Genomic DNA, 13,356 nt, shown 5'->3' with positions numbered 1-13,356 from the left:
ATTAATATTATATATGGGTAACGAAAAAGTCCTTTGTTTTCTTATTTAGAGAAAATAAAGGACTTTATTATGTGTGCAGTTAGTGGTTAGTCATCTACTCGATTGAGCTTAACCAGAGGGTTAATATTTTCTATATCCATTGGTCGGTGGCCATTTCATTTTACCAAGTGATGAGGGTGTATAGTAAGCTGATGCATATGATCGACTTCTTTTCGGTTTGGTTGAAGACTTATAGTTGATATAAGGGTATAAAATCCGCTTAGCCTGTGAAAGTGACATTTTCGATTGGGGATTTCGGTAGTTTTTATCCAGGGAACCGAGATGTTCCAATTCTTTGAAGTCATCCTTTGTTGGAGGAATGTGAAAATAATAATCTGCCACTTTAACAAGCAGTGTGGAATGCTGGTTGCTGTACTTAGGCCTGTCCGAGAAATGAAGGCCTATCTTTTTTGCACGTTTTTCTCTTAGCAGCTTATTGATCGCTTCTTTTTTGATGAAATATAAATGTTGGGGCTCTGGGGCAGTTTTCGCATGGCGGTTAACACTGAAAATTGCCTGAGCTATCTCTTGTAGATCACTATCTGTATTCATAAATTCACTCCTTTAGCATACCTCTAGTATATCTATCGTACCTTAAAGATCCGGTTTAGGCAATGGGGGTAGGATGGATAGATTTTTTATAGTCTTTCGTGTCTCACCATTAGAAGTCCGTAGGCATACAGTCCGTAAATCCCAGGTTCTGTTCAACTAATATTCAGTGGGGAGGTAAGGATACCCTCACTGAATGAGTTTCAACTTATGAAAATCAAAAAAGCATTCGTAGTGAATGCTTTTGGTATGTGATCTTAATCATTTAGCTTTTTGATATCATTTATTATTGATTCCATACTTTCGGATTGCACTCCGTCGTAGAACTTAATAACTTCTCCTTCTGGATTGATCAGGAAAAATCTAGTTCCATGCGTTACTTGATCCGTGCCTTCTGGGGCTTCGGCAAGTAAACTCTTAAACGATTTGATGGAAATTTCCTTTATCATTTCAAAATCATAACCCGTTAGAAATGTCCAATTACTGAAGTCTGCATCATAGCTTTCCCCATACTCGCGCAGTACTTCCGGTGTATCATAATCAGGGTCGACACTAAAAGATATAAGTTGGATATCGTCATATCCTTCTTCAGCTAAACGGTCCTGGAGTATTTTCATGTTGGCGGTCATTGGTAAGCATACTGTCGTACAGTTTGTGAAAATCATATCTGCAATCCAATATTCACCCTCTAAATCCTCAAGGCTCAGCGTTTCGTTATCTTGGGTGGTGAATTCGAAGTCGAGCATATCTTGACTCATATTCGTTTCGATTGCTTCACCACAGCCCGCAAGGAAAAGGGAGAGTGCCAAGATAAATAACAAGCGCTTCATGTAAGCAATCTTCCTTTCTAAGTATAATGCTTAGATTTAGTATAGCATGCTTTTCTTTTGATTTTAGCTGATCCCAATGATTTTCCTGTGAAACCTTTATGACAAATTCGCTTGAAGTGTATATTCATGGATTTCAGGTTTGCAAAATAAACGGTAGGGGACACGGGTAGTCCCAATGCCTGCATTTACAAATAATTGCAACCGATTGTCAATTAAATACTTACCACGTACATATTTTTCCGCGTAAAGAGGGGTGTAGAGGTGTCCGATGATAGGTAAGCGCACTTGACCGCCGTGGCTATGCCCTGAAAGTTGTACATCTACCGGATATTTTACGGCTTCATCTGCAAAATCTGGTTCATGGGCAAGCAAGACTGTAAATAACTCTGGGTTTGCTTGCTGTAATGCAGCATCCAAATCGGGCTTGCCTAGCATTAGATCATCAATTCCTGCAAGGATGAACGTATCCTGTTCCGAACTAATTTCTACATGGCTGTTTTGTAATAAGGTAAAATTAGCTGCTTCCATGATGTCGAGAATCGTTTCCGTACCGTAACCGCCATGATCATGATTCCCATAAATCCAATATTTTCCTAAGGGGGCGTTCAAACTGCCAAGTACTTCAATAATCGGTTCGTGTTCTTGGGCTTGTAAATATTTAGGGTTATCAACTAAATCCCCTGTAAACAAAATAATGTCCGGGTTACGTTTATTAATTTGGTTGGCAAGCTTTTCTAAGTTCTCAATCGAATAATTAAATCCAAGATGGGTATCAGAGAATTGAATGATTTTCTTTTTATGGAAGGTGGTTGGAATGTTATCCGATATAATGTTTTCTTTTTGGATATGTAGACTTGCTGGTTCAATTTCCCGACTGTAAAAAAATGTTCCCCCGCTTAAGCCGATTAAAGTCATTGTGAATCCTGCCGCTCGCTTTAAAAATGCTCGTCGATTCATCTGGGTCAAACCTTTCTATATAAAAACTTTCCGTTCTATTTAAATAGTTATACTTTCCTATTATAGCATGTAAGCGAAGGCTCCGTACAGGAAGAAATGTAAAGGGATAAAGCGGAATTTGGATAAGTAATGTAACTGTACTTAGTTTTAAAGGTTCCGAGTAAAAGTGTTATAATCTAAATTATCTGTTAAATTGTTGACATAATTCTTCTAAAACGATATACTTTAATAAGATGAAGTTTTTTAAATGCAGTCTTCATTATCCTTGTCATAACCTGCTCGCATTCCCTCGCATTACACCAACCAAACGTCTTCAATTTATCTTTTGAGTGTTTGAATTTCGTAAAATAACTTGTTATCTGATACAATAAAAGAGGAGCATCTTTGTATTAGAGTTAGTCCATATGACAATTAACTAATGATCATGAGAGAAATGTTAGCGCGACCATGTATTTAAACTTGTAGTTACACAAGGACAAGACGTAATAATTAACCCGCACAAAATATGGATATATAGTTTGAGAAGGGGGTAATTTTTTTGAGTACCATGCAAGAAAGGGAATTACAAAATATTCTTGTAGAAGAACTAATGATTTCATCTGAGAAGGTTGCTCATGTCCAACTAAACAATCCACTAGAACATGCTTTACTTGTGCTTGTGAAATCTGGTTATGCCGCAGTGCCTGTACTTGATTCGTCTTATAAATTAGTAGGTATAGTTGGCAAAACCGTGATTCTAAACGAAATTCTTGGGTTGGAACGATTCGAAATTGAAAACTTGTCAGAAATGCGCGTAGAAGAAGTAATGAACAGCGATATACCATGTTTGACAAGGAAGAATAATTTAGTGGATGGCTTGAATGCATTAATCAATCATGCCTTTATCTGTATAGTTGACGAAGATGGCTACTTCGACGGGATCTTAACGCGTCGAGCCATATTAAAGGAATTGAAGAAAGATATTTATATGAAACATTATAAAAAATAATCTCTAACGAATAAATATCCCCATAATGCTTGGGGTTTTTTTATTGGTTAAACCTCATGTATTCGTAGATTAAGAAAGTGGGACAAAACCTCTGACCCCATGTCCCGACCCCATGTCCCGAAAAAAATTATTAAAATCAAGAATTTGTTATAGCTATTTATTTCGGTTTCCGATATATTTATATATACTGACAATTTTGAAGGGGGAGCACAATTGAATACATTTAAACGGTTGAAAGAATTCTATTGGCCATATAAGCACTATTTTCTTTGGTCGTTATTCTTTCTAATTATTCTAACGTGTATCACGGTTGTTTATCCGATCATTCTGCAAATAACAATCGATGAAGTCGTACTCCAGGATCGTTATGGACTCATTCTTTATATTTCGCTTATCTTCTTCGGCCTCATGATTATTAAAGGGATTTCTACTTTTTCTTTTCAATATTTAAGTGAATTATTTGGGATGACATCCGTATATCATCTTAGAAACGCTTTGTATGGAAAATTGCAAGTATTATCTTTTAAGTATTACGATAATTCAAAAACCGGAGACATTATGTCAAGATTGACTGCGGACGTAGAAGGTTTTCGCTTTTTCCTATCCGCTGGATTTGCAGAATTAATCCGCATTGTCGTTCTGATTGGTGTCAGTTTAACGATCATGTTTTATTATTCCATTCCACTTGCGATCGTTACGATGCTTGCTATGCCTTTTTTGGGTATCATTGTTTTTCAATTTGACAAACAAGTGCACCCTGCTTTTAGAAAAGTAAGGAAATCCTTTGGAAGGTTAAATACGCGAGTGCAAGAGAATATCAGTGGAATGAACACGGTTAAATCATTATCACGAGAAGATTTTGAGATTGACCGATTTTCATCCAGTAATGATGATTACCGAAAGCGGTACTTGTTCACCTCTAAATTATGGTCGAAATACTTTCCGTTAATGGAGTTTATTGGTAATGTAGCGGTTGTTTCGTTACTGGGATATGGCGGATATCTCGTCATTAATGATCAAATGGCGCTTGGTGAACTTGTTGCATTCTTTAGTTTAGTCTGGTATATTCTCGGTCCGATTATGAACCTCGGGTTTGTTGTTAATATGTTTTCTCAAGCGAAAGCATCGGGAGAACGTTTGATCGAGATTCTTGACCAGGAAGAAGAGATTCAGGAAAAAGAAAATGCAATTAGGCAACCGATAAAAGGGCATGTCACGTTCAAAGATGTATCACTTCAATATGTCGAAGAAGATGATGTAGCTTTAAAGCATATTGATTTTGATGCACCTCCCGGGAAAGTCATTGGACTGATTGGCGCAACTGGTTCAGGGAAAACGAGTATTACACAACTTATTACAAGATTTTATGAAGCGGATATGGGAGAAGTCCTTGTTGATGGTCAATTGGTTTCCGATTATGAATTGAAATCATTACGAAGTCAGATTGGCTTCGTATTACAGGAACCTTTCTTATTTTCAACATCCATCCGTGAAAATATCGCATACGGCAGACCCGATATAAGTGAAGAACAAGTGATAGATGCGGCCAAACGTGCCCAGGCCCATGATTTTATTATGCAATTGCCAAAAGGATACGATACATTACTCGGCGAAAGAGGGATGGGACTGTCGGGTGGCCAAAAGCAGCGGATTGCCATTGCTCGTGCGCTCTGTATTAATCCAAGTATCCTGATTTTGGATGATGCGACATCTGCGGTTGATATGGAGACAGAGTTTAAAATCCAAGCTGCTTTAAAAGAGGTAATGAAGGAGAGGACGTCCTTTATTATTGCTCATCGAATTTCCTCCATTAAGCATGCTGATGAAATTTTAGTACTGGAAGAAGGGGAAATAAAAGAACGCGGAACACATAATCAATTACTTGCAGAGCATGGAATATATCGCAGAATTTACGATATTCAATATCAAGACCGGGAAGAGATTATGGAAATTGTGAACTGAAAGGAGGGGGATTCGATTGGAAACTTCCAAGAAAGATAAGAAAAATCATTTAACTCGTTTTCATTATACGGTAGAACAAGTTATTGAAAAACCGTTTAACTGGAAACAAATGCTACGACTCTTAACCTATTTAAAACCTTATGCCAAAAGTTATTTGCCGGCCGCAATTATTGCAATGCTTGTATCAACCTTCGTCCGTTTGGCAGTACCGATTTTAGTCGGGAAGGTTGCGATTGATATTGCCATCTTAAATAAAGATACGACACTATTGACGTGGCTCGTTGTCATCATAGGCTGCTTGTATTTATTAAGTTATCTGGCAAACGTGTTGCGGATAAAATGGGTGAACCAGCTGGGGCAAAATGTCATCTATGATTTGCGCCATCACTTATTTTCCCATGTACAGCGGCTATCCCATGGGTTTTTCGATCATCGTTCGGCGGGATCGATTCTTGTTCGGATTTTAAATGATATTAACTCGTTACAGGAACTTTTTACAAACGGAATCATCAATTTATTAATGGATTCAATTACTTTAATCGGCATTATGGTTATTCTCTTTGTTCTAAGTCCAAAATTAGCCATTGCTGTTTTAATCGTCCTACCGATTATGTTTTATATATCTACGAAGTTAAGACGAAATATCCGCCGTTCCTGGCAGAAAGTACGGATTAATCAATCGCGAATGAACTCCCATTTAAACGAAGCGATTCAGGGGATGCGAATTACCCAGTCATTCTCACAGGAAAGGGAAAATGCCGAGTTTTTCAATGGAGTGAATAAGGGATTCTTTCACAGCTTTAGAGACGCAGCGAAAAAGAGTGCATTATTCCGCCCGTTTGTCGATATGAGTGATGCAGTTGGAACAATTATTCTTATTGCTTTTGGTTCCTATTTAATTTTGTTGGGAGAAGCAAATGGTGGAATTGCAATTGGTACCTTCGTATCATTTGCTTATTTTACGGGAATGTTTTGGGAGCCGATTTCAAGATTAGGTCAAATGTATAATCAACTCTTGATGGCAATGGCTTCCTCGGAGCGGATTTTTGAATTTCTTGATGAGCGACCTAATGTAAAGGAGAAAGAGAATGCGTATATCTTTCAGAATATGAAAGGGCATATTCAATTTGAACGCGTCCAGTTTTCTTATAATCAGGACCGGATTGCCCTGCATGAAATATCCCTAAATATTGAAGCAGGAGAAACGGTTGCATTAGTTGGCCATACAGGAAGTGGTAAATCGACAATTGCCAATTTAATTAGCCGATTTTACGATCCGACGCAAGGTGCAGTGAAAATAGATGGGAAAGATCTTCGGGATGTTGAACTTGCAAGTCTACGGAAACAAATTAGTGTTGTATTACAAGATACGTTTATATTCTCGGGCACTATTATGGAGAATATTCGCTTCGGAAGACCGGATGCAACCGATGAAGAGGTAATAGAAGCAGCAAAAGTTGTCGGGGCAGACGATTTTATTAAACGGTTGTCTAATGGATATGCTACGGAAGTGGAGGAGCGGGGGAATATTCTCTCGGCTGGTGAACGGCAATTACTTTCCTTCGCAAGAGCACTGCTTGCTAATCCGCGTATTATAATTTTGGATGAGGCAACAGCTAGTATTGATACAGAGTCAGAAATGAAGATTCAACAAGCTTTAAAGCGGCTCTTAAAAGGTAGAACATCGATTATCATTGCCCACAGGCTCTCAACGATCCGGGAAGCTGACAAGATATTCGTCCTTGAAAACGGTAAAATCCTCGAAAACGGCAATCATCAGACACTTATCGCCAAGCGAGGAAAATATTATGAATTAGTCAAATCCCAATTCACCATGCTCGATGCGCTATAAAATTGGAAGTTTACTAAGTTTTTTCCAGCTCCGCAGCCGCAATCGGAAAACGAGAGGTATCAGGCTTGCGGGGCGGGCCTTAGTAGAGGGGGAGTTTCTCTTTAATATTACATGTATTTGTTAATTTTGTGCAATATTTAGGTAGAGGTTATAATAGAGCTACAAAGATGTTACTAGTTTTGGAGGGATTGTAATGAGTAAGGATTATGCGGTGATTGGTTTGGGGAGGTTCGGTGGCAGTATTTGCCGAGAATTAAGCAGAGAAGGAAAACAAGTGCTTGCTATTGATATTGACGAAGCAAAGGTTAATGAATTTAAAAACATTGCCTCCCACGCCGTCATACTCGACTCTACCGACGAAGAATCATTAAAAGAAATTGGAATTCATAATTTTGAACACGTCATTGTTGCAATCGGAGATAGTCTCCAAGCTAGCATTCTAACAACCGTCATCTTGACAGACTTGCATGTGGAACGCATCACCGTAAAAGCGCAAAATGACTATCATGAAAAGATATTGCGAAAACTTGGTGTTGATCGGGTTATCCATCCGGAGCGGGATATGGGGAGGAGGATTGCTCAAAATATCATTTCAAATAATATTCTCGATTTTCTAGATTTATCCGATGACCACAGCATTGTCGAGGTGAAAACAGGGAAGAAAATGATCGGAAAATCATTAATTGATCTCGATATCCGAGCAAACTTTGGTTGTAATGTAATGGCGATAAAAAGTGGCGAGACAATCGACGTCTCACCAAGTCCTGAATATGTGTTTAAGCCTGATGATATATTGCTTGTCATCGGTAGCGATGACGATATTCACCGTTTTGAAAAACAGCTTATTATTGATGAACAATAAAAAAACATTAGCAGGCAAATAGATGTCTGCTAATGTTTTTAATTTATACTTCCATAATAATCGGTAAGACCATCGGACGGCGTTTTGTCCGTTCATATAAGAATGGTGCAATTGTGTCTGTAATTTCATTTTTAATTTCAGACCATTGGCTTGTTTTTCGTTCCATTACTTTATTTAAATGTTTCGTGACAAGCTCTTGTGCTTCTTTGATAAGATCTTCTGATTCCCGCATATAGACGAAACCGCGAGAAATAATATCCGGACCAGCTGCGAGCTGGAACTGTTTCATATTAATGCTTACGACAACAATCACAAGACCTTCTTCTGAAAGGATGCGTCGGTCTCTTAGAACAATATTACCGATATCGCCAATCCCGCTTCCGTCGATATAAATCGTACCTGAAGGAATTTTACCAGCTACATCAGCAGTATCTTTGCTTAAGGCAAGCACATCACCATTGTCGAGGGTGAAACAGTTATCTGGATCTATTTCACAATCAACTGCAAGCTTGATGTGTTCTTTCATCATTCGGTATTCACCATGAATCGGCATGAAGAACTTCGGTTTCATCAAGCGAAGCATCAGTTTTTGTTCGTCCTGCGCCCCGTGACCAGAAGTGTGTACATTGCTTAATTTACCATGGATAACCTCAGCACCTGCACGATAAAGTTTATTGATGATTCGGCCGACACTAATTGTATTTCCAGGGATTGGAGATGATGAAAATACAACCGTGTCGCCAGGTATTAATTGAACTTGCTTATGTGTGCCATTAGCAATTCTTGAAAGGGCCGCCATTGCTTCACCTTGAGAACCTGTGCAAAGTATCGCTACTTCATCAGCAGGAAGACGATTGATTTGGTTACTATCCACAAATGTATCTTTAGGTGCCTGGATGTATCCAAGTTCCAGTCCTAGATTGATCGCATTCTCCATACTGCGTCCAAATACTGCGACTTTTCGGCCGTATTTTACTGCCGAATCGATCACTTGGCTCAAGCGGTAGATGTTGGATGCGAATGTGGCGAAAATTAGTCTGCCATCAACCCGACTGAATATATCGTCGATGCTTTCACCAACAACCTTCTCAGACAACGTGAAGCCAGGGACCTCACTGTTTGTGCTGTCCGACAATAAGCAAAGTACGCCTTCTTTGCCAATCTCAGCCATTTTTGTCAAATCAGCATGCTCTCCAACTGGGGTGAAGTCGAATTTAAAGTCCCCAGTATGAACGATGTTTCCTGGAGGTGTTTTGACAACAACTCCATAGGAATCCGGAATACTATGGGTTGTCCGGAAAAAACTAACGGAAGTCTTACGGAATTTAATAACATCATCTTCATTAATAGGATTTAACTTAGCATTCCTTAATAAACCATGTTCTTCTAGTTTCGATCTGATTAATCCAATTGCAAGTTTTCCAGCATATATGGGCACATTGATTTCACGCAATAGATAAGGGATCCCTCCGATATGGTCCTCATGTCCGTGGGTGATGAATAATCCTTTAATTTTATCTTGGTTTTGTACTAAATACGTATAGTCCGGGATGACGTAATCAATTCCGAGAAGCTCGTCCTCGGGGAATTTGATTCCAGCATCGATGATAATGATTTCATCCTGGAATTGAACAGCATACGTATTTTTACCTATTTCACCGAGTCCTCCTAAAGCGAAGACTGCAGTTTGATCATTTTTTACAAACTTCATATTCAGATTTTCTCCACTTTAAAATCATCGGATTGTTTTTCATACTCTAGATGTGCCTCATCTAATTCTTGGATGTATTCCACATTGTATTTTCGATCTCTTAATTTTTCACGTACTTCTCTTACAGAATCCGCTTCAATATAGAGACTTTGCGTTCGTTCTCGAACTGGAGCTTCATCTTCAAGTTCTTGATATAAAACTTTATATATCATATTATCTCTCCTGACATTTTAATATTTAGCGTTGCAAATAAAACATACTAAGCGCATGCTCTGGTACCCATGCGCCCAGCATGTATTCGATGTTATTAAAGTTCCTGCAAGTTTCCGTAGCATGCATGAATTCTAGTTGATTGGTGAATAGTAATCATTCTATTTATAAGGTGTAGGCACACGTTCTTTTTGACCTATAAAATCTTTCAAACGTTTCTTGAGCTTTTCTTTAAGGCGCTTTAACATGTTTACACACGTCTCCTTTCAGATATTAAGAAAAGCAGCAAAAACATTTTACCGATCCAATCCTCTTATCTACATTATAGTACGAATCAATGAAATTTGAAATGATTAAGGAAAAAAATATTATTTAGAGGTACATTTTCCCTTTTTAATAGGTGGGAAAACTTACCTCAAAATGGTGGACGATGAACGGGTACCCCATCTACCTAAAGATGCTATGCTGCTTCCGTTTGAGTAATCCTATTTTTTGCCATTCATCGGAATTTATACTTTATATTATGCGAGTCTGTCCAGGGAGGTACATTCTTGGGGAAGGGAAGGTGCCGGGCACCTTCCGATTATTCAACTGGTTTTGAATTTTCCGGGATATAGAACGGGTTTTCTTGATTGATATGATCGTAAAACATGATACCATTTAAGTGATCGATCTCGTGCTGAAAGACAATAGCGAGATAACCTTTTAACCGTATTTTGATTGGATTATTGTCCATGTCAAATGCTTTGACCGTGATGCGTGCATATCGCGGAACGTACCCTTCTACTTCCCGGTCTACGGATAAGCATCCTTCTCCTGTTGGTAGAAATGCTTTTTCAACGGAATGAGAAACAATCTTTGGATTAACAAGCGCATATTCATGAACTGTGCCTTTCTCATCTACGTAATAGACGGCAAACATCCGTTTTTCAATTCCGAGTTGTGGTGCAGCTAAACCTACACCTGCGCGTAATTTATATTTTTCAGCCATTTCGTCGTCTTGACTGTTTTTAAGAAATGCTACCATATCTTTTAAAAGCTGCTTTTCATCTTCGGTTAATGGCAATTCTACTGCTTCAGCAACTTTCGTTAACGAAGGGTGACCTTCTCGTACAATATCCTTCATTGTAATCATATCTATTTCTCCTTACTTTAATTGGATTAATTTGTTTCCTTACTTTATCTTATCATATCTGAAATACTCAACTTTCGCATCTATAAAAAACTAACGTGGTTAAAGAAATATAGACCAGCTCAACAAAAAATTCAATTCAATGAACTACCGCTCGTTTCATTCAGCGTAAGTGTAACCTTCTCCTAGAGGTCCGCAGTCCAGACACCTCTCGCACCTGCTGAGCGGCTGGTGAGCCTCCTCGGGCTACCGCCCTGCGGGGTCTCACCTATGCCTTTCGACGAACAGGAAGTTCTAATGCCGGCGTTGGTCACAGGACGTGACCGTTCTTAGCCGGCCTCCTGCAGGAGTCTCGAGGTGTCTGGACTGCTCCGAGGAAAGGCGTGATTTGGATTACTGTTTAATATTCCAAAAGTACAATCCTTATCATAACGGAATAATTTCTTTTTAAAATAATCCTTTAGACCAGTTCAGTTGCCCGGCGGACGGTGACTCCTACGGGAATAGCACGAGTCCAGACCTGAGCAGGAAGCGGTTTTCTTCCGAGGCAGACTAAGATCGCCACGTCCTGTGGCAACGTCTGACATTAACGTCCTGTGCGTCGAGGCTTCGGCCGTGCCTTAGGATGCGCATCCGTCCGCCGGGCAACTGAACGATAATTAGAACGCCAATAAAATTGAATGCACAAAATACTTTTACGCTGAATGAAAGCAAATTGAGGTCTTAGACTGTGAAAGTTTTGTTACATTATAACTGTAACAAAATTGTAATTGTGCTAAAGCTGTAAAATTACTGGATAAAGCCTTATGATATAATAATACTATACTTATAGTGGAATATGTAAATTCAATTACGGAAAAATGATTGATTACTTCTGGAGGTAAGACACGTGCACATTTTAAAAGTTGGATTTAACTACAAGAATGCTCCGGTTGCAATTAGGGAGAAACTGACATTCTCCGAGGAGTCTTTACATGAAGCAATGGTTGAGCTAAAAGCAAGAAAAAGCATCTTAGAAAACGTCATATTGTCAACTTGTAATCGTACGGAAATTTATGCGGTTGTTGATCAGTTACACACCGGAAGATACTATATAAAAACATTTTTAGCTGATTGGTTCGGGATTGACAAAGCTGAATTTGAAGAGTACTTGCAGATTAACGAAAATGACGATGCACTGGAACATCTGTTTCGGGTGACGACTGGTTTAGATTCGATGGTGCTAGGGGAAACACAGATTCTTGGTCAAATGAAGGATGCATTTTTTGCATCACAGAAAGTGAAAGCGACCGGAACGATCTTTAATGAACTGTTCAAACAAGTTATCACCTTTGGAAAGAGGGTACACCATGAAACAGCGATCGGTGAACATGCCGTATCAATAAGTTATACCGCTGTCGAATTGATTAAAAATAAATTAGGAAAAATTCGTGATAAAAATATAACGATTCTCGGTGCAGGAGAAATGGCCGAACTTGCTGTGAAAAATTTACAAGGTGCTAGCGCATCGAATCTTACCATTGTAAACCGGACGTATTCGAAAGCAGAAACAATGGCAAGTAAATTTCAAGTGGAAGCAGAACCAATGGAGAAACTACTGGAAGTTCTGCAATCGACTGACATCTTATTTACGACAACTGCCGCTGAAAATATCGTACTAACAAAGGAAATGCTCGAACCAGTTCTTTCTAGAAGAGAAGGCAGAGCTTTATTTTTAGTTGATATCGCCGTTCCTCGGGATATAGATCCTGCAATCGGTGAACTTGATAAAGTATATTTATTTGATATTGATGATTTACAGCATATTGTCGATGAGAATTTAGAAGAAAGAAGAAAAGCTGCAAATGAAGTGGAGCAGTTACTTCATGAAGAAATTATCGAATTTAAAGAGTGGCTCCGCACGCTAGGTGTTGTCCCGGTAATTTCCGCACTTCGGAAAAAAGCTTTAGGCATTCAAGCGGAAACGATGAAAAGTATTGAACGGAAAATGCCTGATTTAACGGAGCGGGAGAAAAAGGTTCTGAGTAAGCATACGAAAAGTATTATTAATCAATTGTTAAAGGAGCCGATTACTCAGGCAAAAGAATTGGCTGGATCAGAGAATGCGGAAGAAAGTCTGCAGCTTTTTGTAGATATATTCGGCATTGAAGCAGAAGTAGTTGAGGAGTTCGAAAAGCAAACGGAAAAAAATGAAAGTATGAAAGAATTGAATCGACCGGAAAACTCACCGCTTCCTCGGATTAAAGAGATTTCCAGTATATAGA

11 protein-coding genes are annotated in these 13,356 nt (G+C 38.9%); 5 read left to right on the top strand and 6 right to left on the bottom strand.

All coding sequences use genetic code 11. The features are described from left to right. Positions 1 to 120: 120 nt before the first annotated feature. The 3 genes from GN217_RS08835 to GN217_RS08825 all read right to left on the bottom strand — a co-directional run bounded on the left by GN217_RS08835 (position 121) and on the right by GN217_RS08825 (position 2,375). Positions 121 to 591, bottom strand: coding sequence for a YkyB family protein (locus GN217_RS08835; RefSeq protein ID WP_156856317.1), 471 nt, complete (start codon positions 589 to 591; stop codon positions 121 to 123). A 254-nt stretch (positions 592 to 845) separates the two neighbouring features. Continuing rightward, positions 846 to 1,418 carry an SCO family protein gene (locus GN217_RS08830; protein WP_156856316.1) on the bottom strand — a complete coding sequence of 191 codons (573 nt, stop codon included), beginning with the start codon at positions 1,416 to 1,418 and terminating at the stop codon, positions 846 to 848. A 96-nt stretch (positions 1,419 to 1,514) separates the two neighbouring features. Then, positions 1,515 to 2,375: a metallophosphoesterase gene (locus GN217_RS08825; RefSeq protein ID WP_156856315.1), complete on the bottom strand. Its 861-nt coding sequence runs from the start codon at positions 2,373 to 2,375 to the stop codon at positions 1,515 to 1,517. A gap of 538 nt (positions 2,376 to 2,913) precedes the next feature. Between GN217_RS08825 and cbpB the strand changes: the two genes are divergently transcribed. The 4 genes from cbpB (at position 2,914) to GN217_RS08805 (ending at position 8,039) form a co-directional block, all read left to right on the top strand. Next, the gene (gene cbpB / locus GN217_RS08820; protein ID WP_156856314.1) at positions 2,914 to 3,363 is read left to right on the top strand and encodes a cyclic-di-AMP-binding protein CbpB; all 450 of its coding nucleotides are present in this window, start codon (positions 2,914 to 2,916) and stop codon (positions 3,361 to 3,363) included. A gap of 213 nt (positions 3,364 to 3,576) precedes the next feature. Next, entirely contained in the window at positions 3,577 to 5,325 is a 1,749-nt protein-coding gene (locus GN217_RS08815; RefSeq protein WP_156856313.1) for an ABC transporter ATP-binding protein, read from the top strand. 109 nt (positions 5,326 to 5,434) lie between these two features. After that, the gene (locus GN217_RS08810; RefSeq protein WP_232334383.1) at positions 5,435 to 7,177 is read left to right on the top strand and encodes an ABC transporter ATP-binding protein; all 1,743 of its coding nucleotides are present in this window, start codon (positions 5,435 to 5,437) and stop codon (positions 7,175 to 7,177) included. A 193-nt stretch (positions 7,178 to 7,370) separates the two neighbouring features. Beyond that, positions 7,371 to 8,039: a potassium channel family protein gene (locus tag GN217_RS08805; protein WP_156856311.1), complete on the top strand. Its 669-nt coding sequence runs from the start codon at positions 7,371 to 7,373 to the stop codon at positions 8,037 to 8,039. 43 nt (positions 8,040 to 8,082) lie between these two features. On the opposite strand, the gene rnjA is transcribed toward GN217_RS08805, so the two are convergent. The 3 genes from rnjA to def all read right to left on the bottom strand — a co-directional run bounded on the left by rnjA (position 8,083) and on the right by def (position 11,095). Further along, positions 8,083 to 9,750 carry a ribonuclease J1 gene (gene rnjA, locus GN217_RS08800; protein ID WP_156856310.1) on the bottom strand — a complete coding sequence of 556 codons (1,668 nt, stop codon included), beginning with the start codon at positions 9,748 to 9,750 and terminating at the stop codon, positions 8,083 to 8,085. 2 nt (positions 9,751 to 9,752) lie between these two features. After that, entirely contained in the window at positions 9,753 to 9,962 is a 210-nt protein-coding gene (locus tag GN217_RS08795; protein WP_156856309.1) for a DNA-dependent RNA polymerase subunit epsilon, read from the bottom strand. 581 nt (positions 9,963 to 10,543) lie between these two features. Continuing rightward, positions 10,544 to 11,095 carry a peptide deformylase gene (def, locus tag GN217_RS08790; RefSeq protein WP_156856308.1) on the bottom strand — a complete coding sequence of 184 codons (552 nt, stop codon included), beginning with the start codon at positions 11,093 to 11,095 and terminating at the stop codon, positions 10,544 to 10,546. A gap of 886 nt (positions 11,096 to 11,981) precedes the next feature. Between def and hemA the strand changes: the two genes are divergently transcribed. Continuing rightward, positions 11,982 to 13,355 carry a glutamyl-tRNA reductase gene (hemA, locus tag GN217_RS08785; RefSeq protein ID WP_156856307.1) on the top strand — a complete coding sequence of 458 codons (1,374 nt, stop codon included), beginning with the start codon at positions 11,982 to 11,984 and terminating at the stop codon, positions 13,353 to 13,355. Position 13,356: the final 1 nt, after the last annotated feature.

The organism is Oceanobacillus sp. AG (assembly GCF_009746545.1).
Taxonomy (GTDB): Bacteria; Bacillota; Bacilli; order Bacillales; family Amphibacillaceae; genus Oceanobacillus; species Oceanobacillus indicireducens.
Note: the sequence above shows the minus strand (reverse complement) of the source record. Positions and strands in the feature narration are given on the sequence as shown.

What these genes read in the sequence shown, in the direction of transcription:
- rnjA (WP_156856310.1), bottom strand. Translation starts at nt 9,750, where the DNA reads ATGAAGTTTGTAAAAAATGATCAAACTGCAGTCTTCGCTTTAGGAGGA.
- def (WP_156856308.1), bottom strand. Translation starts at nt 11,095, where the DNA reads ATGATTACAATGAAGGATATTGTACGAGAAGGTCACCCTTCGTTAACG.
- GN217_RS08810 (WP_232334383.1), top strand. Translation starts at nt 5,435, where the DNA reads ATGCTACGACTCTTAACCTATTTAAAACCTTATGCCAAAAGTTATTTG.
- GN217_RS08825 (WP_156856315.1), bottom strand. Translation starts at nt 2,375, where the DNA reads ATGAATCGACGAGCATTTTTAAAGCGAGCGGCAGGATTCACAATGACT.
- GN217_RS08830 (WP_156856316.1), bottom strand. Translation starts at nt 1,418, where the DNA reads ATGAAGCGCTTGTTATTTATCTTGGCACTCTCCCTTTTCCTTGCGGGC.
- GN217_RS08795 (WP_156856309.1), bottom strand. Translation starts at nt 9,962, where the DNA reads ATGATATATAAAGTTTTATATCAAGAACTTGAAGATGAAGCTCCAGTT.
- GN217_RS08805 (WP_156856311.1), top strand. Translation starts at nt 7,371, where the DNA reads ATGAGTAAGGATTATGCGGTGATTGGTTTGGGGAGGTTCGGTGGCAGT.
- GN217_RS08835 (WP_156856317.1), bottom strand. Translation starts at nt 591, where the DNA reads ATGAATACAGATAGTGATCTACAAGAGATAGCTCAGGCAATTTTCAGT.